Consider the following 26,390-nt stretch of genomic DNA (forward strand, 5'->3'; position numbering starts at 1 on the left):
ATCTCTTATGACGAACAAAAGTAAATCGGCGATTTATCCGAGTCTTGAAGATCGGCTTGTTGTGGTAACTGGTGGTGCGAGTGGAATTGGAGCGGCGATCGTTGAGGCGTTTGCAATGCAGAGGTCGCAGGTTGTGTTTCTCGATATTCAGGACGAGGCGGCGAAAGAGCTGAACGCGCGGCTCGGAGCAATAGGTACGAAAGTGCCGGTGTACTATCGCTGCGACTTGACCGATATCGAGGCTTTGCAGCGAACGATTACGGATGTTGTCGAAAGATTTCCTGCGATTGATGTACTCGTGAACAATGCGGGGAACGATACGCGGCACTCTGTTGATGAGGTGACGTCAGAGTACTGGGATGAGTCGATGGCGGCGAATTTGAAGCACCAGTTTTTTGTAACGCAAGGTTTCATCCCCGCGATGCGTCGAGTTGGTCGAGGCTCAATTGTCAACATGAGCTCGATCAGCTGGGCCATACCATCGACGGATGTGCCGGTGTATGTGACGGCGAAGGCCGCGATCGTTGGGATGACGCGCACGCTAGCTCATACGTTGGGTAAGGACAATATTCGGGTGAACTGCGTGATGCCGGGTGCGATTCTGACTGAGAGGCAGAGGCGGCTGTGGCTTACCGAAGAGTACAAGGCTGAGGTGCTTGCGCGGCAGGCGTTGAAGCGGATGATTCTTCCGGATGAGGTGGCGCGGCTGATTTTGTTTCTTGCGTCGGATGACAGCTCGGCGATTACGAACCAGAGCTATGTCATTGACGGGGGATGGATCTAGGAGAGATTTGTTGCTCTGACAGGCAAACGAGCTGCTCGGCGCAATGTGCAAAGCCCCGCGGCGCATAGGGGTTTATGGCGACTTGTCGAGTAATTCCTGTCATCTCTTGCGAATGTTAAAAGATGAATTCTGACGATAACGAGACATGGAAATGACGTACTGATGACAACTGTTGTGAGAAGGGAGGGCTAGTGTTTGGGCGAGCCTGACGGGCTCGGAAACAGCGAGGTACAAGTCTCATGCAAATGCAGAGTAGTTTCACGTCGAGTCCACTCAATCGCCGCTCTTTTATGAAGGGCGGCTTAGTGGCAGGAAGCGCGGCAGCAGTGGGCGCTGGACTGTTGAGCGATACAAAGCAGGCACTAGGGGACGAGTTCTTTCATGGGGGAAATCTGGACCGCGGAGATGCTGCCATTCTTCGCTTCGTGGCTGCGGCGGAGCTGCTCGAGACCGATCTGTGGCAGCAGTACACGGAGCTGGGCGGTGTCCCGAGCGGTACACCGAACGCATATCAGAACGCGTTCATGAATCTGGATGGCGATGGACCACAGTACATTATGAGCAATACTTTGGACGAGATGAGCCACGCAGAGTTTTTAAATGCGTATCTCGCTTCGAAGGGCGAGTCACCTGTCGATCTGGATAGGTTCCGAACGTTGCAGGGGAGTAAGGCGACTGGCGCGAAGAACATCGGGCGTTTGACGAACCTGATGCATTTGACCGTGGATACGAGCTGGTACATTCGCTATCGAAGCACGACGAACCCAGACTTCGGAGCGACGTTTCCGCAGGCGTTGAACATTGTGAATCGGACTGCGATTCCGGTGACGGATGCTGACTTTAATAATCCAACGCACATTCAGGTGATCGCGGATATTGCGGCATTTCACTTCGCCTCGATCGAACAGGGAGGTACGAGCCTGTACGCTTCGCTGGGACGGAAGGTGACGTCGCGGGAGGTGCTGGAGATCACACTGGGCATTGGCGGCAGTGAGATTGCGCACTTTCTGGAGTGGATGGACTTTGCGGGCAATGCCGTGTCGGGGCCGCCGATTACGGATGGAGGCCTGACGTTTCCGGATTTCAATGATCCTCCGAACCCGCTGCTGCAGACGAACCTCATCTTCCCGGTTCCGTGCGAGTTCATCAATCCGAAGCTGCCGAAGTGTGCGGTGATTCGTCCGCTGACCGATAAGTTTGGCGGCGCGCGGGCGGCGGCGAAGGGTCTGACGGCAAGCGGACTGTTTACGGGACAGTCGAAGGAGTTCTTTGCGACTCTGAATGAGCTTGCGGAGCAGGCTGATGCGGCGCGGCGACTGTTTTAAGTGACAACGGCCTTCCTTCGCATGAAAGACTCTGAGCTGTCTTGAAGACGATTCTTCCGACGGCTCAGAGCCAGTTTTGTTTTGTTGGGTTGCTGTCTACCAGCCGCGGGTTTGCATGAGGTCTTGCTCTTCGATGGCTGCTGCGGCAAGACCCTTCATGGAGCCGATGACCGCTTCGCTGGCTTCGGCGACGATCTTGGGATCGTTGAAGTGAGTTGTCGCAATGACGATGGCGCGGGCGCGGCTGACTGCCTCTTCGCGCTCCTTCGGATCGTTCTCGACGTCGAGGGGGGTGGCGCGCTCCTTCATGAAGATGCCGGAGCCCACGAAGATTGTTTCGGCACCTAGCTGCATCATGAGGGCTGCGTCGGCGGGTGTCGCGATGCCGCCTGCGCTGAAGTTGGGGACGGGGAGCTTGCCTGCTTTGGCGACCATGCGGATTAGTTCGTATGGGGCGCCGTGGACTTTGGCTGCGTTGTAGAGCTCTTCGTCGCCGAGGACGGTGAGGGCCTTGATCTCGCGGACGATCTGGCGCATGTGCTGGACGGCGTGGACGACGTCGCCGGTGCCGGGCTCGCCTTTGGTGCGGATCATGGCTGCGCCTTCGGCGATGCGGCGGAGAGCTTCGCCGAGGTTGCGCGCGCCGCAGACGAAGGGCGTGGTGAAGGCGTGCTTATCGATGTGGTAGGTCTCGTCGGCAGGGGTGAGGACTTCGGACTCGTCGATGAAGTCGACGCCGAGGTGTTGGAGGACCTGGGCTTCGGCGAAGTGGCCGATGCGGGCCTTGGCCATGACGGGGATGGAGACGGTACCGATGATCTGCTTGATGAGCTTGGGGCTGGCCATGCGGGCGACGCCGCCTTCGGCGCGGATCATGGCGGGGACGCGCTCGAGGGCCATGACGGAGATGGCTCCGGCCTCTTCGGCGATGCGGGCCTGCTCGACGTTCATGACGTCCATGATGACGCCGCCTTTCAGCATCTCGGCGAGGCCGAGTTTGAGGCGGAGGGATGGGGTGCCGAAGCTGCCGTTGCCGTTGAGGGTGTGATCTGACATGAGAGTGCTCCTTGTGCGCGGCGGTAGGGCGCTGTATTGGCTTATGTCCGCAAGACTTTTAAGTTTAGCAGTTTTGGGTGCGGGTAAAAGAAAGGTTTGACAGTGTTGGCGAGTTTTGGGCGGGAGGGGTTGATTTAGCGGGAAATTCAACTGAATTTTATCGAGGAGTTGGCTAGTGGGTTCAAGCTGCGCTTACGGGCCGGTGTGTGGGCCTCGACGGAGGCTCCTGGATGGTTGGTGAACTGACGATTGTTATTCCTGCCAAGAACGAAGTGGCGATGCTGCCGAGGTTGCTGGAGTCGCTCTGTCGACAGGACTATGCGGGGATGGCGCAGACGCGGGTGCTAGTGGCGGATGCTGGTTCGACCGATGGAACAGTGGAGGCGGCGTTGGGGTTTCGGGATCGGTTAGAGGTTGAGGTGGTGGTGGGTGGGTTGCCGTCGGTCGGGCGTAACGCGGGGGCGAGGCTGGCGACGACGAAGTATGTGTTGTTTTTGGATGCGGATGTGGAGTTGCCTGAGCCTACGCTGCTGCGAAGGGCGTTGTGGCGGATGGAGCGGCGGGATCTGCATTTGGCGACTACAAATATTGCCTGTCGGGAGGGTAGTTTTTTCGATGATCTGCTCTACGCGGGGAATAACTTGATGCAGAGGGTGGGTTCGTTTACCAAGCCGTTTGCAACCGGGATGTTTATGCTATTTGACCGCGAGGTTTTGTGGGAGTTGGGTGGGTTCAACGAACGGGCGTTGTTCGCGGAGGACTATCTGCTGTCGAAGGGCGTGGCGCGACAGCGGTTTAGGATCGTGCGGGGACGGGTGCTGACTACGAACCGGCGGTTCCAGAAGCTGGGACACTGGCGGATGGTGTGGATGTTCTTCAAGACGATGGTGCATACCTGGGATGAGGAGTATTTTCTCGAAGACCAGGGGTATTGGGGTGAGGCTGGCTGAGATTGATTAAGATTCCTGGGCCATGAGGCGCGACATGGTCAGCAGTTTTTCATCGATGGCGATGAAGAGGCCTTTGCTGCGGGCGAGGACGGTGCCGTCGGGACGCTGAATTTCGGCCTGGTGGAAGAGTTTGCGGCCAGGATTTCCGTCGGGTTGCGCTGGCCGGTCGAGGTGGCGGCTGATGAGGACCAGTGGCACATAGAGCGGGACGGGACGAAGGTAGTCGACCTCCATGTGGCGGGTCATGGCGAGGACGTTGAGCGGGCGATTGAGCTTGCTCATGGCCTCGTCAAGAAGCGCGGCGACGATGCCGCCGTGGATGTGACCCGGGGGGCCTTCGTGCATTCGGTCGAGCTGGAAGTGTGAGGTTGCGGTGATGGCTTCGGGGTTTGAGGTGTCGGTGGTGAAGGTGAGGTGGAGGCCCTGAGGGTTGGCGGGGCCGCAGCCGAAGCAGTGATTGGCGCGCTCGTCGATGGTAGGGTTGCCGTCCATCGAGGCGGGGGTGTGGCGGGTAGTGTCGGAGGCTTCTGAGTTAGGGTTGGGTTCGGTCATGGCTTGGCTGGCTCGTCCTTCGGACGTTAGCACAAACGGATTGAAATGAATAGCCATTCAGTTTGTTTGGCTGACCGGATTAGGTTTGGTGTTCGCGATTACCTGGTGATCGCTTCTCCGACAAATATCAGGCAGTCATTGGGGTCGGAGATGTGGAATTCGGTCATGCCGTAGTCGCGGTCGAAGAGGTCTCTGATTTTGTAGCGACTCTTGAAGGACTTTACGTGCTCCCAAAGTGAATGGATGGCTGAGACTTCGATGTAGATTTCGGTGTGGCCGCGGACGCAGCTCATAACCTCTTCTGACGCGGCCTTTTGAAAGTGGATGGTTTGGTTGTCTCGTTCGATGATGGAATACTCTGGCGACTTCATCGTTGGCGTGAAGCCGAGAACTTCCTGATAGAAGGCGAGGGTTTTTTCCATGTCTGCTACTGCCAGCATGGGGCTAATTCTCTTGGCCACAGTTGCGTCAGCCATGGATCGGCCTCCGACGTTTGAAGTAATTGCGTTGAAGGTATGGTGCCACGAAGAGAATGATTATGCGTGAAGCTTTCAGGCTGAATGGGTCGCTCAGGTGGTGCAGACCTGGATGATTCCGGGGCCGAACTTCTCTACTTTTTCGAGGCCAAGGCCGTGGACGGCTTTGAGTTGAGTGAGGGTCTGCGGACGGGCGAGGACGATGTTGCGGAGCGTGGTGGAGGCGAGGACGAAGAAGAGTGGAAGGCCGAGACGCTCGGACTCGGCTTTCCGCCAGTCGCGGAGGCGCTCGTCGAGGGCTTGTTGCTCTGGGGTGAGGGAGTCGGTGGGGTCGGGTGTTGCTGCTCGCTGGCGGTAGAAGGTTTCGGTAACAGTAGAGGTTGTGCTGCTCAAAGCAAAATGCGGGGGTCTCTCCACTCCGCTGCGCTCCGGTCGAGATGACGATTCTTTTGCGGGTGCTGGCGATTGCAACGTTCTCCATTGGCTGGAACCTTGCCCTGGTCGAGATGGCGATTCTTTTGTATGTGGGGGAGTTCTTGTTGTGGCGGAGATGAAGCTTGGCGAATGGGTGCCGCGAGGGTTGGAGGGGTCGATGATGCCGCTGTCGATTGGTGCTTCGGAGCGGCAGATGGCGATGATGGATGCTCCGTAGCGGTCGGCTTTTTCCTGGCCTATGCCGGAGACGGTGAGGAGTTGGGAGATGGTCCTGGGAGCGGCGACGACGAGGTTGTGGAGGACGCTGTCGGAGAAGACGATAAATGCGGGCTTGCCGGTTTTGGCGGCTTCGTTTTTGCGCCAGTTGCGGAGGTTGGCTTCGAGAGTTTTTTGCGTGGGGTTGTAAGTGGCGGTGGTTTGATCGCGCTCGGCTTTGAGGGAGGTTTTGGAGGGTTTGGGGGTGGTGCTTGTCCCCGATTTTTTGCGCGCGGATGATGTGGTTGAGTTGGTGGCGTCTTTGAGGAGGAGATCGGGTGGAAGTGGTCCGGTGAGGGTGCGGCCTTCGTGGGTGAGGGAGGCTTTTTTGAAGGTGATGAGATTGCCTTCGGGGTTGGTCCACTGATCTTGATTTAGCGTGATCAATCCGGCTCGGGTTAATGCGCCGAGGAGGGTGTCGAAGACTTTGCGTTCGGCGGCTGTGGTTCCGCGCAGTGCGCCGGTAGAGAGTTCGGTGTGGAGTTTGCCGGTGGCGCGGGTTTGACCGTCGAGTGCGCGGAGGATGGCGCGGAGTTGGCGCTCTTCTTCTGTGGTGGGTTGGCGGAAGGTTTGTGCGGTGGCACTTTGTGGGGCGCAGAAGTCGCAGTGGCCGCAGGGACGGAGGCCGTCGGCGGTGTCGCCGAAGTGCTGGATGAGTGCGGCCATGCGGCACTGCGCGGATTCCGCGAACTGCACCATGCGGTCGATTTGAGAGCGGCGGAAGTTGATTTGTTCGTCGTAGCCTTTGCGCCATGCTGCGCTGCGAGGGGCGTCTTCGGCCTTGCGGACGTTGCCGCCCATGTCGATGGTGGCTGCGCCCTGAGCGATGAGTTTTTCGACGGCCTTGTCGAAGGTCTCGGCGTCCATCTTGAGACGTTGGCGGAGGAGGTCGGGCATCTGGTAGTCGTCATTGAGGACGGCGGCGACGCGAGTGAGTTCGGTGATGGCGGGATAGTCGCGCTCGAGGAAGAAGTCGTGCATCTTGCGGTCGGCGAAGGAGTGGAGGAGTACGGTTCTCGATGGTTGGCCGTCGCGTCCGGCGCGGCCTATCTCCTGGTAGTACTGCTCGACGGAGCCGGGGAGCGCGGTGTGGACGACGGTGCGGACGTCGGCTTTGTCGATGCCCATGCCGAAGGCGATGGTTGCTACGACTACTTCGAGGTTTCCACTGAGGAAGTGGCGCTGGACACGCTCGCGTGTGGCGGGGTCGAGGCCTGCATGATAGGCGGCTGCGCTTCCTCCTAACGTCGAGGCCAAATCTTCAGCGGCTTTGCGCGATGGGGCGTAGACGATGGCGGGGCGATTGGATTTTTCTTTGAGGAGGTTTGCGGTGAACTCGTTGCGGCGAGGCTTGGAGAGCTCTACGACCTCGATGGCGAGGTTGTGGCGGCGAAAGCCGTGGATGAAGAGGTCGGGTTGGGTGAGCTTGAGTTGGGTGATGATGTCGCGTTGGACGGTGGGCGTGGCGGTGGCGGTGAGAGCGATGACGGGCGCGGGGCGGAGGGCAGGGAGGAAGTCGCCGAGGGTGCGGTAGTCGGGGCGAAAGTCGTGGCCCCAGGCGGAGATGCAGTGGGCCTCGTCGATCGCAACGAGGGAGGGCTTCTTTTTTGCGAGCATCTCGGGGAAGTTGGGGACGCGCATGCGCTCGGGTGCGATGAAGAGGAACTGGAGGGTGCCGTCGAGGTAGTCGCGGCAGGCCTGGCGGGCTTCGTCGCGGGAGAGGCCGGAGTGGATGCGAGCGACGCGAAGGCCGGCGGCGGTGAGTTTGGTGGCCTGGTCGTCCATGAGGGCGATGAGGGGGCTGATGACGAGCGCGGTGCCACCGCGGGCGATGGCCGGGAGCTGGTAGCAGAGGGATTTTCCCGCTCCTGTGGGCATTACGAGGAGGACATCGCGGCCGTCGGTGGCGGCGCGGCAGACGGCCTCCTGGTTGGCGCGAAACTCTGCGAAGCCGAAGGTTTGATGGAGGAGGGTCTTGAGGTTCATTCTGCTTGCTTGAGTTTCGCATAATCTTCGCGTGGGGCGAAGTGGTTGATGTGGAACACGAGGTAGATAGTTTGAGTCTTGGTTGAGCGGCGGGATTTTTCTGCTTTTGTCTTTTCTTGATGAAGTTTTTGCCGATTTAAACGGGCTGGTGTCTATTTCTTGTGATGTTATTCGTTATTGGCGTAGAAGGATGCCCAACCGGGCTTGAGGAGATGCAATGCCAAAGTACATGCTGTTGTTACGCGATGATCGTAAGGCCTGGGAGAAGCTTGGTCCGGAGCAGATGCAGGCGGCGGTCGGGAAGTATCTGGCGTGGCGGAATAAACCGTTTGTCGTCGATGGACAGCGCCTGGATGAGCAGACGGGACGACTGATGCAGAAGAAGAACGGAAGTGTAAGCATCACGGACGGTCCATTCGTAGAGTCAAACGAGGTGTTGGGAGGCTACTACACGATTGAAGCTGCAAGCTTCGAGGATGCGGTCAAGCTATCAAACGATCATCCTCATATTGATTTCGGAACGATTGAGATTCGAGAGGTTATGGTTCGGCCCACGTAATGGAAGGATTCCGTATGGAGCAGACGAGCAGTCCGGTGTTATTGGAGCACCTGTTTCGCAGACAGGCAGGCAGGATCGTCTCCAATCTTGCCGGGCTGCTCGGCTCACGACATCTTGAACTTGCCGAAGACGCGGTGCAGGAGGCGATGCTACGGGCCACGCAGAGGTGGCCATTTCAAGGGGTTCCGGAGAATCCTGAGGGGTGGTTGTTTCGTGTGGCGCATAACTATGCGATCTCTGCGCTGCGTCGCGTGCGGAGTTTTGGAGATCAGACAGATGTGTTGATCGCTGCGCTTGAGACGAATACCCGGCGAGTGGACGATGTCGATATTGAAGAGAGTTTTCGCGACGATGAGTTGCGCATGATCTTTATGTGCTGTCATCCGGAGCTGTCGCAGGATGTGCGCGTTGCTTTGAGTCTGAAGCTGGTCGGGGGCTTCAGCGTAGGGGAGATTGCGCGGATATTTCTTGTCGAAGAGGGAACGATCGCGCAGCGGCTGGTGCGAGCTAAACGGGTAGTGCGGGAGAAAGGCCTGCCTTTGCGCATGCCTGAGCGGACGCAAGTACGTGAGCGGCTCGACTCTGTGTTGGAGGTGATCTATCTGATGTTCAGCGGGGGCTATGCAGCTCACTCGGGGGAGGAGCTGATTCGTCGGGATGTGTGTCTTGAGGCGCTGCGGTTGGGGCGATTGGTGTGTGAGTCGTCGATGGCTGCACCACGCGTGGACGCTTTGGTGGCGCTGATGGCTTTGCAGACTGCGCGGCTGGGGGCGCGTACCGATGCGGCTGGGGACCTGGTTTTGTTGGAAGAGCAGGATCGCAGTCTCTGGGATGATGAGTTGATTACTCTGGGGTTCCACTACTTCGAACGGTCGATCGCAGGAGAAGAGATCTCTGTGTGGCATGTTCAGGCGGCGATTGCGACGACTTATGCGGCGGCTGAAAGTTGGGAGACGATCGACTGGCGGACGATTCTTGAGCACTATGACCACTTAGCGGAGATGACCTCGTCGCCGGTGGTGGCGCTGAATCGCGCCGTTGCTGTGAGCAAGGTTTATGGTGCTTCGGCAGCCCTGGAGGCGCTGGTTCCTGTGGAGGAACATCCGGCAGTTCGTGGTTATCATCTGCTTCCTGCGGTACGTGGGCGCTTACTTCTGGAACTCGGGCGGTTTGCGGAGGCCGAAGCGGCATTTTCTGCTGCGCTGTCGTGCGACTGCACGGAGCCGGAGAAGCGGTTTCTGCGGAAACAGATTGAGTTGGCGCTGTTGAACGCTTCCCGTGACAGCAGCGTTCTGGCCTTAAGCGGGGAGTCCACGCGGTAGTTCAGCCGTTGCAGACGTTCTGCGAGTAAAATCTCAGCATCTTTCGGTATGGTAGATCAATCAGATTGTTCAGGATAGTGGAGGATCGGTATATGTATCTGATTGCTATTTGTGTAGTTGGATTTCTCGTATTGCTCTTTAGCATCTTCAGGATCAGGCAGCTGCGGCGGAGGCGGGAGCTGGAAGCGCATAGCATCGACCCGGATACTCTGCACGATTTGATTTCGAAGAATCAGGAAATTTTGGTGTTCGATGTCCGTCAGCCGCTTGATTTGCTGGCACATTCGGAGATCATTCCTGGGTCGAGGAGGATTGCACCGAAAGAGGTTCTGGAAGAGGCGTCGCTGATCCCGAAGGAGAAGGATTCCGTGGTCTATTGCACGTGCGTCAGTGAGAGTACCAGCCGAATGATCCTTGAGAGAGCGTTGGCCCTGCAGTTTACGCGGATCAAGTTTCTTAAAGGCGGCTTGGCGGCCTGGAAGGAAAAGGGTTATCCAGTGGAGCGATATACGACGCCGTTCCACCTCGACACGGCCTCCTAATCGACGTTGAGCGCACGGGCCGCCAGGGTTGCTGATTTTTTCTTCCAGCCGCCGACGATTGCACCGATGAGCATGAGATCGATGAGGGAGTAGCCGGTGTTGATGGCGAAGATTTCGAGGGTGCGGACCTCGAAGATGTACTCCTTGGCCCAGCTGGTGGCAATGAAACCTATCCAGATGAGGATTGCGCAAAAGATGCCGCGACGGACGGTCTGTTCGCCTGTGGCCTGAATGGCGATGCTGAGGATGGTTGCGGCGATGATAGAGCAGAGTAGCGCGGTTGCGTATTGAACACCGGGCGAGATGGTTGTGGTTGCGGCACCTTGCAGCCACTCCATTGTGCGGCCGATGCCGGCCAGCCATTGCTTCATGAAGACTGTGAACCAGATCGCTTCAAAGAGAAACGAGACGATTGCCGCGACGAGGATTGCGAGCCAGTTGAGTTTTATGTTTTTCATAAGTCTCCCGAACAGGTCCCGTGATGCTCGGAGAATATGCGTGGACGCAGTGTCAGGCAAGGAAATTTAGTTTGTCCGGCGATGAGACGGCGAGAGCGCCGAGTCTGAGTTGTGGTTCTGTTTAATGAGTCTGCGAAGCGTCCTGGCCCAAGGCAGAGTTTGTCTCAGCAAAAAATGCGATACTCAGATGAAGCCAAAGTAGATCGGGATTGAAGAAAAGAATGGACGCCCCTGGTGAGCTCAACGAAATTGTTCTTCCACAAACGGTAGTCGGCCCGCTTACGCGGGCGGCGATCTTCCTGGTGCTGTGCATCCGACAGAACGAGGATGTTTATGTACGCCTGCGCGCTTTTTGCGCGGATCTCTCCGGGTTAATTCGTGCGGTGGAGTTTCGCGACGTGGAGGCGGGCCTAACGTGCGTCGCCGGATTTGGGTCGGATGCATGGGGCAGTCTCTTCGGAGCGCCTCGTCCCGCCGAGCTTCATCCGTTTCGGAGGATTTGCTCCGGGGGACGCGATGCCGTATCCACTCCGGGGGACATCTTCTTCCACATTCGCGCCAAGCGCATGGATCTGTGCTTCGAACTGGCGACGCAGATCATGGACAGCATCGGAGACATCGTCTCGGTGGCCGACGAGGTTCACGGGTTTCGCTATTTCGATGACCGCGACGTGATGGGCTTCGTCGACGGAACGGAGAACCCACGTGGTGATGCGGCGCGTGAGGCGGCGGTCGTCGGCAGCGAAGACCCGGCCTTTGCAGGCGGCAGTTACGTCATCGTGCAGAAGTACATGCACGACTTGAAGGCGTGGAATGGGCTCCCGGTCGAGATGCAGGAACGCATCATCGGCCGCCGGAAGCTCTCGGATATAGAACTGAGCGACGCAGACAAGCCCGCATACGCGCACAACGCGCTCACCAACATCGACGAGAACGGACGTCAGCTACAGATTCTGAGGGACAACATGCCCTTTGGGCGTCCGGGCCACGGCGAATTCGGAACGTATTTCATCGGCTACAGCCGCACGCCGCGCATCACCGAGATCATGCTCGAAAACATGTTCGTGGGCCGGCCACCCGGAAACTACGACCGGCTGCTCGACTTCAGCCGCCCCGTGACAGGCAGCTTGTTCTTTGTGCCTTCGGCGACATTTCTAGACAACGTTACTGCGGATGCGCCGGCCACAGAGAAAGATGCGAAGGCGCCCCCCAACGAAGCGCCTTCGTCTCCGCCTGTACCGGCACCCGCCGCCGTGCACGACACATCACTCAGGATAGGATCACTAAAGGGAGAGCAAGATGAATAACCTCCATCGGGAGCTGGCACCGATCTCTGACGCGGCATGGGCGGAGATTGAGGAAGAGACGACGAGAACACTGAAGCGGTATCTGGCCGGGCGACGCGTTGTGGATGTTCCTTCGCCGGGAGGAATCCCTTTGCCTGGAGTTGGGACCGGGCACCTGAAGGGGATCTCCGCTCCCGCGGACGGCATCCTTGCAAGACAACGCGAGGTGAAGCCGCTCGTGGAACTGAGGGTACCGTTCGAACTGTCGCGTCAGATGATCGACGATGTGGAGCGCGGCTCGGATGACTCTGACTGGCAGCCTGCGAAGGACGCCGCGCAGAAACTGGCCTTTGCGGAAGACCGGGCTATCTTCAAGGGGTACCATGAAGCGGATATTCAGGGGATCCACGAAAGCACCAGCAACCCTATCGATACACTGCCCGCGGACGTGCGGGATTATCCGGATGCAGTGGCGCACGCGCTGAGCCAACTGCGGCTGATGGGTGTCAATGGGCCCTATTCGGTTGTACTCGGGGCAGACGAATACACAGCGCTCGCCGAAACCCGCGATCACGGATATCCTGTGCTCGAGCATGTGAAGCGCATCGTGGACGGCAACTTGATCTGGGCGCCTGCGATTGAAGGCGCATACGTTTTGACGACGCGAGGAGGCGATTTTGAACTGAACCTGGGACAGGATGTTTCGATCGGCTATCTCAGCCATACCGATTCCGTCGTACAACTGTATCTTCAGGAGACGTTCGTGTTTCGAGTGCTCACCAGCGAAGCATCGGTCGCGTTGTCACCGTCTAAGAAATCTTCTTAACTAGTTTTCCGACTCATTGCGGAACGGCGCGAAGGCTGAAACTCGCGATGGATGCGGGGCTGGAGTTCGGACGCACCTGGAGCGTGCCGAGGACCTCAGTCGCTGAAGGGGTCTGATCGCGGAGTCGAAAGACGAGGACGCCGGGCTGCACCTCTTTGGCAGAGAGCAGATTGAAGCCGCCAGTCTGCCGTCGGAGCTCGATCTGCGCAGTGCCTGCGGAGGCGAGCGCGACATTGGGTAGAGCAGTGCCAAGCTCAGTGTAGCTTTCCTGGTTAAAAGCAGCGAGCCAGCCGTAAAGAAGGCGGCCGGCGGGGGTGTCGGGGATGAGGCCCACCTGGTCGCCAAAGCGGGGCAGGCGAACGAGGACGGTGGGGTGAACGGGGCTGACGTGGTCGCCTGGGCGACCGGGCACGGGAGCGTCGGCAGGGTCGCCGAGGACGATGGTGTCGATCTGGGATGGGTCGTCCTTCTCGTCGTCAGCTGAAGCGGATTTGGATGTTGGGTTGGAGCGAGCTGAGCCGGAGCCGCTGGAAGTGAGATGTGCGTGTCCGTTATGACCCAGGACATAGAGGACCGACGAAAGCGCGCCGACGGCGGCCACAATGGCGAGTAGGATGGCTCCCGGGTTGAGCGACTGCCGGCCGGTGAGGTAGAAACGGGGAGCGGTTGCGGTAGGAGTTCCGGTGGGAAGGGGATGCTGCATGGTGGGTGGTCCTGAGTATTCGGAGGACATGTGGGTCGGAAGAGGTTGGGCGGATTGACTGCCACTGGTAGTGTAGACGGGTTATCAAAGTGTTGCGTGAGCAATTTGGTGGGATCGGCAACGGGATGGACGACAATGGTGCTCTACCTGAGCGACATCAAATGTGAGTTGATCCAATTGGCCAAGCGCAACCGTGATGATCTAATCCGCTCGCAGCGCCTCTACCGGATTGATAGAAGCAGCTCGTTGGGCTGGAATGATGCTTGCCAGAAAAGCGCACAGACTCAGAGCCAGCACAGATCCACACAACACGAGCGGATCCCATCCTTTCACTTGGTATAACTGTGCCGATATGAGGCGGGAGCATGCGATCGATGCTGGGATCCCAATCGCTAGTCCTATGAGGATCTGCACAAAAATGCCGCGCAGAACGAGCCGAACCACATTCATTCGGTTTGCCCCGAGCGCCATACGTACGCCAATCTCGTTCGTCTTACGTTCAACTGTGTATGCTGCTACGCCATACAGTCCAACCGCGGCCAGGACCAGAGCCAGTATGCCGAGCAAACCAGTCATCTTCGCCACGGCACGCTGCTGATCAAAGTTCGAATCCACCTGATCCTCGAGTGTCTGTACTCCTAACAACGTCAGGTTGGGATCGACCTCGCTCAGTACACGCCGCACCTGCGACTCCAAGCCTTCCATGCTACCGTGCAGTTTGAATACCGCGCCCTCGATAAAGTGGGTGCTGTCATCAATTGACTGCATCAGCGGATGGTCATAGGACACACGCTGGGCCAGGGGCACGAAGAATAGGGGCCTAGTCGGATCTTTGCCGGTAGGGTCCTGATACTTCGCATCGCGCACTACTCCCACGATCTCGTAGGTCGCGCTGTACTTCGGTAGATCCAACCCAAAATACGTCCCTAGAGGCTCTTCACCTGGCTTGAAAAACCTCTTCACAAACGCTTCATTCACGACAGCAATCTTTTGTGCCGAAGCATTGTCATCTTCGGTGATCGACCGCCCGCGTAGAATCTTCTGGCCCAATGTTTCCAGATAGCCTGCGTTTACATGGTCCCAGGATGAACCGACAGGATCGTTCATACTAGGCATTCCATGTCCCTGTCGGATGACAATCTCACCCCAGTTGTCCTGCAGCGGAGTGTACTGGGCTAGAGCTACCCGCTCTACTCCCGGGAGATGCGACAGCCGTTCTTGTAGCTCGCGGTACATTGCATCGAGCTTCGGCTGCGGATAGGAGTTGAATGGCGCGCTCAGGCTGATCGTCGCTCGATGATCCGTCTCATAGCCGAAGTCCTGGTGCTGGAGATTTTTCAGACTTCTCGTCAGCAATCCAGCCCCGGTCAATAAGACAACGGACAGCGTAGCTTGCACAATCACCAAAGATTTCTGCGAGATCGATGAAGAATCCTTTGTGCTTCGGTTGGCACCGCGTAGGGCTTCCGCTGGGTTCACATGAGTTGCCAGCCATGCTGGTGCTGTCCCAAACAATACGCCGGTGACAAGCGACATTAGAAACGCGAACCCCAACACTGGCAATGATGGAGCTGCATCGATTGGTACGTACTGCGCTCCTCGAAATGCTAACGCGACAACAACCTTCACTCCGATGAACGCAACCGCTAGACCAAATAGTCCACCCATGATCGACAGCACCAGGCTCTCGGTTAAGGCTTGACTCACCAATCTCTTTCTGGATGCGCCCAATGCCAGTCGAACGGAGGTCTGTGTCTGTCGTGATGCGCCACGCGCCAACAGTAGATTTGCGATGTTTGCACATGCGATCAGCAATACCAGGCTGCAGACCGCTAACAAAATATTCAGGCTCGCTGAGTAGTTCGCTCGCATCACACCTACGCCGGTTCCGGCTGGTACGACGTTGATCTTCTGCTTTGGCAGTTGCGCTTTGACTCCTGTCATCCATTCAGCAGGGAAGCCGCTCTCGTTGATCAGCCAACCCCGGAGTAAATTCGTCAATCGGCCTGGCAATGCATCTGGAGACGCTCCTGGCTTCAGTCGCCCAATCACCCGTACCCACGCACTGAAATGGTGGAGCAGGGAGTTGGTTCCGCTCAGCATCGGCTCCTGATTGATCGGTACCCATATGGCAGGCGGGTTGCTCCGAAGCGTCTCACCGAAAAAACCAGGGGGCGTAATGCCGACCACGACAAAGGGTCGACCGTTCAGGATGAATGTCGATCCCACGACATGTGGATCGGAGCCATACTCCTGCTGCCAGGTGCGATAGCTGAGCATCGCGACTGGCACCGACGTTGGCTGATCATCGGAAGGAACAATGGTTCGACCGGTGAAGGCGCTCACGCCGAAGGTGGAAAAGTAGTTACCGCTGACAAACTCTCCACCCAGCGGTTTCGCCACGTGGTCGTTCTCTCCGCGTCGCATGCTGAACTGGATTCCACCTGCCTGAAAAGCTGCCAACTCTTCGAACTCCGACGTATTTTCCCGCATGCGTTGATAAAACAGGTAGGAGAACATCCCCCAGTTGTCCTGCGGGCTGCCCTCAATGCAACAATCCTGTCCATCACCGATCCGGTACAACCGCGAAGGATCGGCTACCGGGAGCGACTTCAACATCACCGTATGAATGAGTGAAAAAATGGCCGTCGTCGCGCCAATACCCAAGGCCAATGTCAACGTGGCGGTAAGCGTGAAGACGGGAGACAGCCGCATCTGACGAATCGCATACGCGATATCCTGCCGCAACGTTTGCATGAAAGGTCCTCTCGAACTCATACGGAAGCTTTACACGCATTGTTCCCTTCCTGTTGAACAGGCTGCGGGAGCCGATTAAGCGTTATCTGCACCGCTATTTCTGTTTTGGCTTTGCGCTCTTTGTATCCGATGCGATTTGCAGCTTATCAGCATACGGGAGCAAGTTCAGTGGCCGTACTTTACTTTGCGCATAGCATCGCTTTCAAATGACCCAATTCAGCGGCGTCAAGCGTTCCGTCGTGATCGGTGTCGGGCAGGTCAAATTGAGTGTTTATGAATGTGTCGAACTCTTTCTTAGAGATCGTGTTGTCCTTATCGCCTTTGCGATTCATTAGTGCCAGCCAATGCCTGCAGCCCTGTATCACCCTTAAGATCCTGCTCAGCGGCTAAATGCCGCCACACCAAGAGCTAGAGTGGACGTCTCTCGCAGCCGATAACGATCAAGTGGGTGAATATCCCAATCGCGTGCCGGTTTGACTATGTAGGATTTTCTCCGTGAAAGTACTTCTTGTACGCAGCGATCCAATCGGTAGCGATCTCGTGTTGCGCCGACGCTAAATCGATCTGGTTACTACAAACCATGCGGTGTAAGCGGTCTTCTAATGCATCTTTGGCATGGGCGTTCCATACCGTAGCACCGTACGGCTCCGGCCAGAGATTGCGAACATCGGCCGTGCCCCCGAGTTGTGGATTGATGAGATAGTCGACCTGGTAGCCATCCGTTTTCGTGCTGCTCATCATCCCGTACTCTTGAAATACGACTTTTCTAAGATGGTCCGAGACTGCAGGATCAAGATCCTCTTCTCGTTGAGAACAGACCTCTGTCAAACTAATCGAACGGGTTGCCCCTGGCGTAAAAGTTTTATCAGGTAGTAGGCGAAGCGCTTTTTGATCGGAGTTCGGCTGAGTGTAGGTGAAGGTGCTCGTTCGAAACAACGCTATGATCGCTATCGCAAATATCGTTGCCGCAACGAGTAGGTACCCACGGTGATGAGTGAATTGCACAGGCGAGGATGTTGGAGATTCACGACGTACAGCTGCCAGACGGTCTCTCAGTTGTGCGCGACGTTTCAGACTCAGTTCCAGAGTCGCAGGCTTGATTGTCGAGGAATATAGCTCCGCAAATTTAGATTGAGCATGTTCGAGCCTGGATCGACGCGATCTGCAAAGCAGGCATTCCGCACAGTGCGTGCGAGCCCCATCCGCAGTTATTGATGTCTCGCCATCGATCAACTTGATCAGTTCTTCATCGGTCAGGTGCCCATTTTGGTCGAACATCCGATTACCTCTGATTTAGGAGCGCCAATCGAGACAGCGAGCGCCCAAGTGAATTCGATACGGTTCCCAAAGAAACTCCTACAACATGAGCGATCTCTCGATACGTCAATCCCTCGGCGCGAAGTTGGAGAACAAGCCTATCATTTTCCGGGAGGGCTTTGTAGATCGCTACGAGCTGTGCTCGGTGCTCTCCTTCGATTGCAATCTGTTCAGGATTGAGTGCATCAGATAAGTACTCCTCTGGTCGATAGCTGTCGACACTGATCAGAGCGGACTGGTTTCTATGGAACAGCCGACGCTTCAAAGCGAGATTGTGTGCCACACGAAAGACCCATCCGCGAAGGTTATCCCGCGAACGACCTTTCCGTAGATGATCAAACAACGCTAAAAAGGTCTCCTGAACGATGTCCTCTCCTTCGGCGATGGAGAGGCGGAATGAGATCGAATAGCGCAGAAGGGGAAGTTGCAACGAGTCGTAAACAGAGAGAATCTCGAGTTCCAGTGCCTGAGCTGTCTCGATCCTGTCATCCGCCCAGGAAATTCCCGATATATATTCAGCAATTGTGTCGTCGAACACGAGACGAAATACCTTACTCCCCATTATCCAATATCCAAACCACTCCAAGTCTTTGGGTCGGATAAAAATAGATTGAAAATAGGCTGAACAAGAGGCTGTCCTTTGGACTATGTCATCAGCATGGCAATTATCTACAAGTGCAAGTACACGTTGCGAAGGGCAGGTCCATGTTTTTTCGCCACTGCTCCACGATAGGACTTCTCATTCTGTTGGGTATTTCCTCATTACCTCTTCCTGGCCAAACGACAGCAACTTCTCTCTATGAACAGAATAGAGGTGAGATCCGCCTTCAGATCACCGATTCTACAGGTGCCGCGTTGAAGGCCAGTGGACGTCTCATCGGCCCGCAAGGAACTAATCGGAGCTTTCAGACGGATGCGATGGGAGCCTTCACACTCATTGATCTGCCATTGGGGCAGTACCGGTTGGAATTATTCCGGAACGGCTTCTCCTCTCGCACCATCGCAATCGATGTTGCCTCTGCGACCCCTGTATCTCAAGAGATATCGCTGACAGCCCGGGGAGGGTCAACAAGCGTCACGGTGATCTCTCCTACTCCTATTGGACAAGGGGATCAGCCTCTCGACCAAATTCCGGTTAACGTACAAGGTTTGACCGCGAAAAATCTTGAGGATAGCAATGCTCTGGATCTTGCGCAGCTAATGAACAGGCGTCTGAGTGGCGTTTACATCAACGACAATGTGGGCAATCCGTTTCAGCCGAACATCAACTATCGCGGCTATACTGCCTCTCCGTTGCTTGGTACTCCCGAAGGACTTTCCGTTTATCTGGATGGGGTTCGACAGAACCAGCCATTTGGTGATGTTGTGGCCTGGGACCTGATCCCCAAGATAGCCATTCGTGACATGGCTCTGATTCCCGGCTCCGACCCAGTCTATGGTTTGAACACTCTAGGCGGAGCGGTGTCGGTACAGACCAAGGATGGTTTGACTGCTCCTGGAGGGTCACTGCAGATCACCGGCGGCAAGTTCGGCGTTCGTGCCGGTGAAGGAGAACTGGGCGTGGCGCTGGCCAAGGGCTTCAACGTTTACCTGGCAGGCAATCTCTATCGCGAAGACGGATGGCGGCAGTACTCGCCTTCGGAGGTTCGACAGGCGTTCGCAAAGGTAGGGTGGACGAGCACAAAGACGAGTGTCTACTTGAGCGGGGGCTATGCCGACAACTGGTTGACCGGCAACGGCACCTCCGACTTCCGCTTTCTCAAGGCCAATTACACCGATGTCAACACTATTCCCGATGTTACCTGGGACCGATCACCGTCCTTAACGTTCAATGCGACTCACGACGTGACGGACAATCTCAGCTTTTCCGGCAATGCTTACTATCGCTATGTCCGCTCCGATAGCTCCAATGGTGATTTGAACGACGACTCCTTTGATCAGTCACTTTACAATTTGAGCGCAGCTGATATTGCTGCGCTGACGGCGGCTGGATATACGGGATTCCCGACCACCGGCAACCCCACCACCGAACCTTTTCCGTTCTGGCGCTGCATTGCGCAATCGCTGGAAGGAGAGGGCGGCGAGCCTTCTGAAAAGTGCAATGGCGTGATCACACGCACGACGGACAAGCAAAATGGTTACGGTCTCTCTGGTCTGATGACATGGCGGACAAAGTACAACCGCCTTTCCGTTGGTGCAAGCTGGGACCGAGGTGCCTCGACCTATCACCAACTCACTCAGCTTGGCTATCTGAACACGGACAATGTCTCATTCACACTGATTCCGGTATTCCTGGATGGTACGACCTTCTCTAACGGCGACCCCGTGGACAGCCGCGTTCAGTTGCATGGAACCTCCAACACTCCTAGCGTGTACGCTACCGATACCTTCGTTCGCGGGCCGTGGACCGTAACGCTTTCGGGTCGCTACAACCATACGTCTCTCGACAATGTTGATTACCTTCCTGCGTCGTCTGTGCGTGGTGACCTGACCAGTAACAATGTCTTTCAACGCTTCAACCCCGCTGCAGGGTTCACCTATAAGCCAACTCACTTCTTCAACACCTACTTCAACTACAGCGAGGCGAGCCGCGCCCCGACGTCGATCGAATTGGGATGTGCTGATCCTAACGAGCCGTGCAATTTGCCGAATGCACTGGTGAGTGATCCACCACTCAAACAAGTTGTTTCGCGCACCTTTGAGGTAGGCATCCGTAGCAACGAGGGGGGCACGTTTCACTGGAGTGCGGACTACTTCTTCGGTCAGAACTACAATGACCTGCTATTCGTGGCTTCGGAGCAGACCGGCTTCGGTTACTTCCTCAACTTTGGCAAGACACGCCGGGACGGTGTTGAGTTGGAGATTGGAAAGGACTGGCGGCACTGGAGTGCAAGTGGCAATTACACCTTCCTGAATGCGACGTACCAAAGCCCGCAAACGGTCGATGGGGGTAGCAACAGCGCGAACGACAGTGCACTGGCTGGTCAGCCTGGTATCGATGATGACATTCACATCATTCCAGGTAACTTCATTCCGCAGGTGCCACGCAATATGCTCAAGGTCCTCGGTCAGTACAAGCCTTCGCCGAAGCTGATTGCAGAACTGAATATTCTCACCGTGGGCTCCTCGTTCGCGCGTGGCAATGAAAACAATCTCGACCAACCGGATGGCGTGTACTACCTAGGACCAGGCAAGTCGGCTGGGTATGGGATCGTCAGCCTAGGAGCGAGGTATCAGATCATCTCTCGGATTCAGCTCTTCGTACAGATGAACAACCTGCTCGATAAGCACTACTCAACGGGCGCGCAGCTTGGCACGACACCTTTCGACAATGACAACCATTTTGTGGCGCGACCGTTTGGGACTCCATATGGTACTGACGATATCCCGATCCGTACCTCGACCTTCCTGGCTCCGGGGACGCCGTTCAACATCTACGGCGGACTTAAGATCACGCTGTGGAAGAGATAAGTATCGAAGGCGGTACATCGCCATCTTTCCCTAATGCACCGCAGCATCCTTGGTGAACCAGGCAGGTTTATGAGGGGCACAATCCAAATGTTGGTTTCCAAAGAAGATCGACTTGTTTGGGGATACATTGATTGTCTTGGCCCCTGCGTTGTGGAATGGATGCCCGCAAGCGGAGAGAGCAGGATTGGGCGATGCACCCGCTCTCGACCGCAAGCAAGATTCAGGGATTGCAACTGCCCGGATGTGAGTCATCAGGATCGGTGCAGAGCGGGCCCAACTGTGTTTTTTGATCCGGCACGCTGATCATCGCGAAGGGTCCCGCCTTGTGTTCGCCATTGAACGGAGTGAACTTGGTGGGGTCGTTCGCTGGAAAACCGCAGGCAGCAGCGTCTTGTGGATTGTTGAACCAGAACCCAACGTGAAAGGTGTTGGTAGGTGGCAAGGACGCGTCCGGATCAAAACCGAAGATCTGGTCGAGCAGGATCGTCTTGATGCGAACATGACCGTCGTCAGTGTGAGTTCTAATCTCAATGTCCGACTGGTACCACGCAAGACCGAAGCTGCCCTTGAAGACGCTCTTGAAGTTTGGATCGGGCGTTTTATCCGACAAGAACGGACTGCGTTGTACCGTAAAGAGATCGAAGGTGAGACCGGGTTTGAATCCATCGAGATCCAGAATCATGGTGTCATTGAGTTTCCCGCGAATAACCGTCGCCCGAGCCCTAGGTTCTTCATAATGAGATTTGCGAAGGCACTCGACAAATTGCGGATTTGGCACCAGATCAAAAGTGATCTCATCTTTCTTGTCTTGAGCGGAGGCCGCGACCGGAGCGACAACGGCCCCTATGACCGAAGTCAAAGCGAAGATGATAATGCCCGACTCAAGGTAGTTCCAGCACTGCGTGAACTTTCTCATTCTCATTACATTCTCCATTTCGTTTAGAATTAGACCGAACCACGAGGCCCGGACAGGTTCGCCCTCTTGATGGGAGGGAGGTGGCGGAACGCGGGTCGTGGTAGACGGAGATCGACTGGCAACGAGAAAGCTGTGATCGACCACTTCCAGACTTTCGTCGCCCGGCCCCTGCAAACTCGACCAGCAATGCGATCACGCTACGGAATCGTGGCTCGCGAGTCCCTAGGGTTCATCAAGAGTTTTCCAAGGAATTTCCAAAGGATTTGCAAATCTAGCTAAGGCCTTTGGGGGGCAATCACTTGTACCAGTTCTGTACATTTCGCTTCGACCCCGAAAATCACTTGCTGGAGAGTGAAGGAAATCCTATTTCGCTTACTCCGAAGGCGTTTGAAATTCTTTTGGTCCTGGTGCAGAACGGCAGTCGCCTGACAACCAAAGAAGAACTCATGCGTAAGGTCTGGCCCGACAGCTTTGTGGAAGAGGCGAACCTGACTGTCAACATATCCGCACTTCGCAGAAATTTGGGCGAAACACCGAGCGGTCAACAATATATAGAGACTGTCCCCAAGAAGGGCTATCGCTTTGCGGTGCCGGTGTCGCAACTGTCGGTGAACAATCACACGGGCGGGTCGCCGCTCGATCTGGCCGACCCACGGCAGATGGTTTCAATCCCACGTACAGATCCTTCGGCAGGGAAGCTGCCAATATCCGACAACGCCCGCGAAGACCGGAGATGGCTTCGCTCAACCGTCACGACGCTCGGCCTGATAGCAGTTTTTGTGCTGGCCGCGTTGGGCTATCGGACTTATCGGAACAAGTCCAACCCCGGACAGCTCTCGCAGATTCCCCGTCGTCTTGCGGTGCTTCCATTCCAAAATCTGCAGGAGAATGTAAATACAGACTATCTTGGATTCTCACTCGCCGACGCCATCATCACAAAACTCGGTTACGTCAGTGAGCTCACGGTTCGCCCTTCCTATGCCGTTCAAAAATATAGGTACCAGACAATCGATATTCCGAAAGTGGCTGCGGACTTGAATGTCGATACGCTGCTCACCGGAACATTTCTCCGCGAAGGTGACGATCTTCGAATCGCTTGTCAATTGATCGATGTCAAGACGGAGAACCTTCTTTGGAAGGGAGCGTTCGATCTCAAATACGACAAACTTCTCACAGTTCAGGACCGCGTGGCCCAGCAGATTATTCGAGGACTGGAAGTGACGCTTTCCGCCTCCGAAGCCGGACGACTGAAGTCCGATGAGACCGTTAGTCCGCTTGCCTACGAATATTATCTGCGCGGAGTTGATCTCTACTCGAAGGGCGACTTTTCCATGGCCATCAAGATGTTGGAGAAGTCGACCCAGCTCGCTCAGCAATTCGCTCTTGGCTGGGCTCATCTCGGCAGGTCTTATACCGCGAATGCGTCCTTTCAGTTGGGTGGTGCGGAACACTACCACAAGGCTGAGGCGGCCTTCGCGAAAGCCCTTTCTCTGCAACCCGATGAGATCGAGGCGCGGATCTACCTGGCCAATATGTACACCGACACGGGCAGAGTGGAAAAAGCCGTGCCACTCTTGCGCGAGGCACTCAAAACAAATCCGAATTACGCTGAAGTTCACTGGGAGTTGGGCTATGCCTATCGATTCGCAGGTATGTTGCCCGAATCGGTCGCTGAGTGTGAACGGGCCAAGCAACTCGATCCGGGCGTAAAACTGAATAGCTCCACTCCGAATGGTTATCTCTATCTTGGACAGTACGACCAGTTTCTACAAAGTCTTCCTATGACCGAGGATGCAACCCTTATCGTCTTCTACCGCGGCCTCGGCGAGTACTACAAAAAAAACCTGGAGCAGGCAAAGGCGAACTTCGATCGCGCATTTGAGCTTGATCGCACCCTCCTTCAAGCGGAAGTTGGAAGGGCCCTTAGCCTTGCGATTCAGCAACAAAATTCCGAAGCCGGTGGAGTTCTTCACGCATTGGAAGCCAAGATCAACGAACATGGCGTGGTCGATCCCGAGGCGATGTACAAGATCGCTCAAGCATATGCATCGATCGATGATAAAACTTCAGCGCTCCGCGTCTTGCGCCACTGCATCGAGAATGGATTCTTCCCTTATCCTTACTTTGCGACCGATCCGCTTCTCGATTCGCTTCGTAGCGAAGCAGAATTTTCTAAACTTATGGACGCGGCGCGCCAACGCCACGAAGAGTTCAAGCGCAGATTCTTCTAGTGTGGGCAGTTTCGGACGAAAGCTGGCAGGGTTGAAACAACTGAATTCGATATCCTGTACTGTCAGTAACTCGGACTTTTGGAGCTTTTCTGCTTTTCAATTGGCGACCAAACCGCCAAGAGGCTAACCGACAAATGAGGGCGATTTACTTGTCTGTATAGGCTTGTCGGACAATTCGAGTCCCGTAGTTCCTTGAAATCGCCGGAGTTCTGGCAAATTCGGACCTACAAGACGGAACGGGCCGCTGAAGTTGCCGGTACCACGACTTTCAGAAAGCCGAATCCACGTCACGCTCTATTCAAATCTGGTTGATCGTTAGAAGTAACCTGGCGCTTCAAACGCGGGTTCGGCAAACAAACTCTCCCAAGACGCATCGAGATACAGCCACCTCTGCTCGCTAAACCAACTCGTAGCCATCTCGGGAACATGCAATAAGCCATGACCGCTGACACAAATCAGCTCTGTTCCGTTCCAAGCCAGAAAACTTCTAGAGGGTTGTCCCACCCTGGCCGGATTACTCAACTTCCCAAGGCACAACGGACACCGTTGCCGCTGGTCGCGCAGACTCCAGCGAAGTCCAAAGAGACACACTGAAAACGCAGACATCAGTTGAATGTACTCTGACGTAACTGGATCCATTCCGCTGCGTAGATGAGCAACATCCAACGACACGAAGTAGACGATTGGGAGCAGCAGCGCCAGTTTGCAACCAAGAAAAGTCCAACGGCGGACTCTGGTGAACCATGATAGTCGTCGCGAGCTGGCCCGGTACTCCCCAAGCGGAAGCGAAGTCGTCGCCGGCAGCGCCAGGCACGCCAGCAGAACAGCGAAGAGAAAGACATCTCCCGGCCCCCGCGTTCTCTCAGTAAGAGACTGGCAGAAAAAGTCATCCGTCGTGCCCGCCGGCGTTGGCGCGGACATGTGCCATGCTTCTCCCCAGCCCGCATGCGGTGTCTGAAGATGCGCTACCACAAATCCCAGCCCCCCGGAGAAGACATGATCCTGCGGCACTAATAACCATGCATCGGTCTGACCGGGTAGCCTCCACTCTCCAGGGTCCACCACTCCACTCACCATGGCGGAATCTGACCCCACATGGACAAGCCGTCCGAAGATGTGAGGATCGCGGCCAAAGCGCCTCTTCCACATCTGCTCGCTGAGGATCAACCGGGGAAGGGAACCGGGAGCCTCTCGAGCGTAGCGCACGCGCAGACCAAGTAAATCGAAAAGATTGGAGCTCGCAGAAGCAACCGCTCCCTCAGTCGCCTTGCTGCTCTCTATCGAGAGGGGCTGCTCCGCAATCTGGTAGAAAGCAAAGCCATTGAACAGCTTCTGTCGCCGCCGCTTCCAAAGCTGGTACTGCTCTGCCGAGATCGTCGCCACCGAATCGTCGGAGGATTGCGCGTCACGAAGAAGCATCAGGTTTTTTGTGTCGCGATAAGCCGAGAAGTGCAGGATCGCCGAAACATCCGGCAACAACACTGCAACACCATAGCTGATGGCTATCAGACCGAAGAGCACCTGAACGCACTGCATCGCAGATCCCATCGTCGTCGCCAAACGTATGCGTCGCAGTTTGAACTGTTCTCGAAAGCAAAGCGCGTCCGGAAAAGCTCCAAGGCAAAATGCCGTAACTTCTCGCTCCGCCATCCACGAGAAGCTATCTTCTGCAGCACACGCTCGGCGGACATGCCAAAGCTCCGATCGCCACTCTCTCCACCACTCCTCTCGCTGCTGGCTTGGCACCAGCCATGAAGCGCCACGCAACAGAGCGAGACACAACAATTCGCAGAAAGCCGAAGGTCGCAGCGTCATACCTGCTCCTCCTGCTCCGAAGGAATCAACTTCGCGAGCAGCGGATATCGCTTTCGTGAAGCTTCGAGCGTCGCCTTACCTGACTTGGTGAGCTTGTAATACTTTCTCGGCGGCCGTTGCTCCGCATCCGCAATGGCCTGCCGCTCCCAGCTCGATCGGATCAACTCATCGCGCTCCAGCCTTCTCATCGCGGGATACACCGTGCCGCTTGGAAGGCCGGTCATCTCCATCACGCTGAAGCCGTAGACATATCCGGCATTCACCGCCTGGAGAATCATCGCGGCCGTATGCGAGAGCCTGGTCTCAGAAGCTGCCATGGCAGAACTATATCTATGTAGCAAGCTACTTGACTAGTCCCTATTATGAAT

The 26,390-nt window shown here is 56.1% G+C and carries 23 protein-coding genes; 10 read left to right on the top strand and 13 right to left on the bottom strand.

Annotation, left to right across the window (positions count from 1 at the left end):
- Positions 1-7 precede the first annotated feature (7 nt).
- Positions 8-784 carry an SDR family NAD(P)-dependent oxidoreductase gene (locus RBB82_RS20585; protein ID WP_433972609.1) on the top strand — a complete coding sequence of 259 codons (777 nt, stop codon included), beginning with the start codon at positions 8-10 and terminating at the stop codon, positions 782-784.
- Positions 785-1,029: 245 nt separating this feature from the next.
- Positions 1,030-2,109, top strand: a complete 1,080-nt coding sequence (locus RBB82_RS20590) for a twin-arginine translocation signal domain-containing protein (RefSeq protein ID WP_433972610.1) — start codon at positions 1,030-1,032, stop codon at positions 2,107-2,109.
- 96 nt (positions 2,110-2,205) lie between these two features.
- On the opposite strand, the gene pdxS is transcribed toward RBB82_RS20590, so the two are convergent.
- Entirely contained in the window at positions 2,206-3,165 is a 960-nt protein-coding gene (gene pdxS, locus RBB82_RS20595; protein WP_433972611.1) for a pyridoxal 5'-phosphate synthase lyase subunit PdxS, read from the bottom strand.
- Between the two features lie 230 nt (positions 3,166-3,395).
- On the opposite strand from pdxS, the gene RBB82_RS20600 reads away from it, so the two are divergent.
- Complete coding sequence (locus tag RBB82_RS20600; RefSeq protein ID WP_433972612.1) at positions 3,396-4,115, top strand: glycosyltransferase; 720 nt, start codon at positions 3,396-3,398, stop codon at positions 4,113-4,115.
- 6 nt (positions 4,116-4,121) lie between these two features.
- Here RBB82_RS20600 and RBB82_RS20605 read toward each other — a convergent pair whose 3' ends face one another.
- From RBB82_RS20605 to RBB82_RS20615, 3 genes are all read right to left on the bottom strand, one after another.
- Complete coding sequence (locus tag RBB82_RS20605) at positions 4,122-4,667, bottom strand: PaaI family thioesterase (protein WP_433972613.1); 546 nt, start codon at positions 4,665-4,667, stop codon at positions 4,122-4,124.
- A gap of 98 nt (positions 4,668-4,765) precedes the next feature.
- On the bottom strand, positions 4,766-5,143 hold the full coding sequence (locus RBB82_RS20610; protein ID WP_433972614.1) for a VOC family protein: 378 nt from the start codon (positions 5,141-5,143) through the stop codon (positions 4,766-4,768).
- Between the two features lie 93 nt (positions 5,144-5,236).
- Positions 5,237-7,819 carry a RecQ family ATP-dependent DNA helicase gene (locus RBB82_RS20615; RefSeq protein WP_433972615.1) on the bottom strand — a complete coding sequence of 861 codons (2,583 nt, stop codon included), beginning with the start codon at positions 7,817-7,819 and terminating at the stop codon, positions 5,237-5,239.
- A 217-nt stretch (positions 7,820-8,036) separates the two neighbouring features.
- Here RBB82_RS20615 and RBB82_RS20620 point away from each other — a divergent pair, with 217 nt between their 5' ends.
- The 3 genes from RBB82_RS20620 (at position 8,037) to RBB82_RS20630 (ending at position 10,242) form a co-directional block, all read left to right on the top strand.
- Positions 8,037-8,378, top strand: coding sequence for a YciI family protein (locus RBB82_RS20620; RefSeq protein ID WP_433972616.1), 342 nt, complete (start codon positions 8,037-8,039; stop codon positions 8,376-8,378).
- 14 nt (positions 8,379-8,392) lie between these two features.
- Positions 8,393-9,700, top strand: a complete 1,308-nt coding sequence (locus RBB82_RS20625; RefSeq protein WP_433972617.1) for an RNA polymerase sigma factor — start codon at positions 8,393-8,395, stop codon at positions 9,698-9,700.
- Between the two features lie 92 nt (positions 9,701-9,792).
- Entirely contained in the window at positions 9,793-10,242 is a 450-nt protein-coding gene (locus tag RBB82_RS20630) for a rhodanese-like domain-containing protein (protein WP_433972618.1), read from the top strand.
- Here RBB82_RS20630 and RBB82_RS20635 read toward each other — a convergent pair.
- Positions 10,239-10,700 (bottom strand): DUF1761 domain-containing protein, encoded by a 462-nt coding sequence (locus RBB82_RS20635; protein WP_433972619.1) that lies wholly within the window; start codon positions 10,698-10,700, stop codon positions 10,239-10,241. The two genes, RBB82_RS20630 and RBB82_RS20635, sit on opposite strands and share 4 nt — an antisense overlap.
- Positions 10,701-10,909: 209 nt before the next feature.
- On the opposite strand from RBB82_RS20635, the gene RBB82_RS20640 reads away from it, so the two are divergent.
- Both RBB82_RS20640 and RBB82_RS20645 read left to right on the top strand, forming a co-directional pair.
- Positions 10,910-12,007 (top strand): Dyp-type peroxidase, encoded by a 1,098-nt coding sequence (locus RBB82_RS20640; protein ID WP_433972620.1) that lies wholly within the window; start codon positions 10,910-10,912, stop codon positions 12,005-12,007.
- The gene (locus RBB82_RS20645) at positions 12,000-12,812 is read left to right on the top strand and encodes a family 1 encapsulin nanocompartment shell protein (protein ID WP_433972621.1); all 813 of its coding nucleotides are present in this window, start codon (positions 12,000-12,002) and stop codon (positions 12,810-12,812) included. Before RBB82_RS20640 ends, RBB82_RS20645 begins: the two co-directional genes overlap by 8 nt.
- 13 nt (positions 12,813-12,825) lie before the next feature.
- Here the strand turns inward: RBB82_RS20645 and RBB82_RS20650 are convergent, their stop codons facing one another.
- The 5 genes from RBB82_RS20650 to RBB82_RS20670 form a co-directional block, all read right to left on the bottom strand.
- Complete coding sequence (locus tag RBB82_RS20650) at positions 12,826-13,515, bottom strand: hypothetical protein (RefSeq protein ID WP_433972622.1); 690 nt, start codon at positions 13,513-13,515, stop codon at positions 12,826-12,828.
- A 201-nt stretch (positions 13,516-13,716) separates the two neighbouring features.
- Positions 13,717-16,272, bottom strand: coding sequence for an ABC transporter permease (locus tag RBB82_RS20655; protein ID WP_433972623.1), 2,556 nt, complete (start codon positions 16,270-16,272; stop codon positions 13,717-13,719).
- Between the two features lie 179 nt (positions 16,273-16,451).
- Positions 16,452-16,604, bottom strand: coding sequence for a hypothetical protein (locus RBB82_RS20660; RefSeq protein WP_433972624.1), 153 nt, complete (start codon positions 16,602-16,604; stop codon positions 16,452-16,454).
- A 145-nt stretch (positions 16,605-16,749) separates the two neighbouring features.
- On the bottom strand, positions 16,750-17,550 hold the full coding sequence (locus RBB82_RS20665; protein WP_433972625.1) for a hypothetical protein: 801 nt from the start codon (positions 17,548-17,550) through the stop codon (positions 16,750-16,752).
- Positions 17,551-17,554: 4 nt separating this feature from the next.
- Complete coding sequence (locus tag RBB82_RS20670; protein ID WP_433972626.1) at positions 17,555-18,151, bottom strand: RNA polymerase sigma factor; 597 nt, start codon at positions 18,149-18,151, stop codon at positions 17,555-17,557.
- Positions 18,152-18,444: 293 nt separating this feature from the next.
- Here RBB82_RS20670 and RBB82_RS20675 point away from each other — a divergent pair, with 293 nt between their 5' ends.
- Positions 18,445-21,060 carry a TonB-dependent receptor gene (locus RBB82_RS20675; RefSeq protein WP_433972627.1) on the top strand — a complete coding sequence of 872 codons (2,616 nt, stop codon included), beginning with the start codon at positions 18,445-18,447 and terminating at the stop codon, positions 21,058-21,060.
- Between the two features lie 220 nt (positions 21,061-21,280).
- Here RBB82_RS20675 and RBB82_RS20680 read toward each other — a convergent pair whose 3' ends face one another.
- Complete coding sequence (locus tag RBB82_RS20680) at positions 21,281-21,982, bottom strand: hypothetical protein (RefSeq protein WP_433972628.1); 702 nt, start codon at positions 21,980-21,982, stop codon at positions 21,281-21,283.
- Between the two features lie 293 nt (positions 21,983-22,275).
- Here RBB82_RS20680 and RBB82_RS20685 point away from each other — a divergent pair, with 293 nt between their 5' ends.
- On the top strand, positions 22,276-24,207 hold the full coding sequence (locus RBB82_RS20685) for a winged helix-turn-helix domain-containing protein (RefSeq protein ID WP_433972629.1): 1,932 nt from the start codon (positions 22,276-22,278) through the stop codon (positions 24,205-24,207).
- Positions 24,208-24,522: 315 nt separating this feature from the next.
- Here RBB82_RS20685 and RBB82_RS20690 read toward each other — a convergent pair whose 3' ends face one another.
- Both RBB82_RS20690 and RBB82_RS20695 read right to left on the bottom strand, forming a co-directional pair.
- Positions 24,523-26,022: a hypothetical protein gene (locus RBB82_RS20690; RefSeq protein ID WP_433972630.1), complete on the bottom strand. Its 1,500-nt coding sequence runs from the start codon at positions 26,020-26,022 to the stop codon at positions 24,523-24,525.
- The gene (locus tag RBB82_RS20695; protein WP_433972631.1) at positions 26,019-26,339 is read right to left on the bottom strand and encodes a PadR family transcriptional regulator; all 321 of its coding nucleotides are present in this window, start codon (positions 26,337-26,339) and stop codon (positions 26,019-26,021) included. Before RBB82_RS20695 ends, RBB82_RS20690 begins: the two co-directional genes overlap by 4 nt.
- Positions 26,340-26,390: the final 51 nt, after the last annotated feature.

The organism is Tunturiibacter lichenicola (assembly GCF_051013355.1).
In the GTDB taxonomy this organism is placed as follows: domain Bacteria; phylum Acidobacteriota; class Terriglobia; order Terriglobales; family Acidobacteriaceae; genus Edaphobacter; species Edaphobacter lichenicola_F.

What these genes read in the sequence shown, in the direction of transcription:
- RBB82_RS20585 (WP_433972609.1), top strand. Translation starts at nt 8, where the DNA reads ATGACGAACAAAAGTAAATCGGCGATTTATCCGAGTCTTGAAGATCGG.
- RBB82_RS20590 (WP_433972610.1), top strand. Translation starts at nt 1,030, where the DNA reads ATGCAGAGTAGTTTCACGTCGAGTCCACTCAATCGCCGCTCTTTTATG.
- pdxS (WP_433972611.1), bottom strand. Translation starts at nt 3,165, where the DNA reads ATGTCAGATCACACCCTCAACGGCAACGGCAGCTTCGGCACCCCATCC.
- RBB82_RS20600 (WP_433972612.1), top strand. Translation starts at nt 3,396, where the DNA reads ATGGTTGGTGAACTGACGATTGTTATTCCTGCCAAGAACGAAGTGGCG.
- RBB82_RS20605 (WP_433972613.1), bottom strand. Translation starts at nt 4,667, where the DNA reads ATGACCGAACCCAACCCTAACTCAGAAGCCTCCGACACTACCCGCCAC.
- RBB82_RS20610 (WP_433972614.1), bottom strand. Translation starts at nt 5,143, where the DNA reads ATGGCTGACGCAACTGTGGCCAAGAGAATTAGCCCCATGCTGGCAGTA.
- RBB82_RS20615 (WP_433972615.1), bottom strand. Translation starts at nt 7,819, where the DNA reads ATGAACCTCAAGACCCTCCTCCATCAAACCTTCGGCTTCGCAGAGTTT.
- RBB82_RS20620 (WP_433972616.1), top strand. Translation starts at nt 8,037, where the DNA reads ATGCCAAAGTACATGCTGTTGTTACGCGATGATCGTAAGGCCTGGGAG.
- RBB82_RS20625 (WP_433972617.1), top strand. Translation starts at nt 8,393, where the DNA reads ATGGAGCAGACGAGCAGTCCGGTGTTATTGGAGCACCTGTTTCGCAGA.
- RBB82_RS20630 (WP_433972618.1), top strand. Translation starts at nt 9,793, where the DNA reads ATGTATCTGATTGCTATTTGTGTAGTTGGATTTCTCGTATTGCTCTTT.
- RBB82_RS20635 (WP_433972619.1), bottom strand. Translation starts at nt 10,700, where the DNA reads ATGAAAAACATAAAACTCAACTGGCTCGCAATCCTCGTCGCGGCAATC.
- RBB82_RS20645 (WP_433972621.1), top strand. Translation starts at nt 12,000, where the DNA reads ATGAATAACCTCCATCGGGAGCTGGCACCGATCTCTGACGCGGCATGG.
- RBB82_RS20650 (WP_433972622.1), bottom strand. Translation starts at nt 13,515, where the DNA reads ATGCAGCATCCCCTTCCCACCGGAACTCCTACCGCAACCGCTCCCCGT.
- RBB82_RS20655 (WP_433972623.1), bottom strand. Translation starts at nt 16,272, where the DNA reads ATGCAAACGTTGCGGCAGGATATCGCGTATGCGATTCGTCAGATGCGG.
- RBB82_RS20660 (WP_433972624.1), bottom strand. Translation starts at nt 16,604, where the DNA reads ATGAATCGCAAAGGCGATAAGGACAACACGATCTCTAAGAAAGAGTTC.
- RBB82_RS20665 (WP_433972625.1), bottom strand. Translation starts at nt 17,550, where the DNA reads ATGTTCGACCAAAATGGGCACCTGACCGATGAAGAACTGATCAAGTTG.
- RBB82_RS20670 (WP_433972626.1), bottom strand. Translation starts at nt 18,151, where the DNA reads ATGGGGAGTAAGGTATTTCGTCTCGTGTTCGACGACACAATTGCTGAA.
- RBB82_RS20680 (WP_433972628.1), bottom strand. Translation starts at nt 21,982, where the DNA reads ATGAGAATGAGAAAGTTCACGCAGTGCTGGAACTACCTTGAGTCGGGC.
- RBB82_RS20690 (WP_433972630.1), bottom strand. Translation starts at nt 26,022, where the DNA reads ATGACGCTGCGACCTTCGGCTTTCTGCGAATTGTTGTGTCTCGCTCTG.
- RBB82_RS20695 (WP_433972631.1), bottom strand. Translation starts at nt 26,339, where the DNA reads ATGGCAGCTTCTGAGACCAGGCTCTCGCATACGGCCGCGATGATTCTC.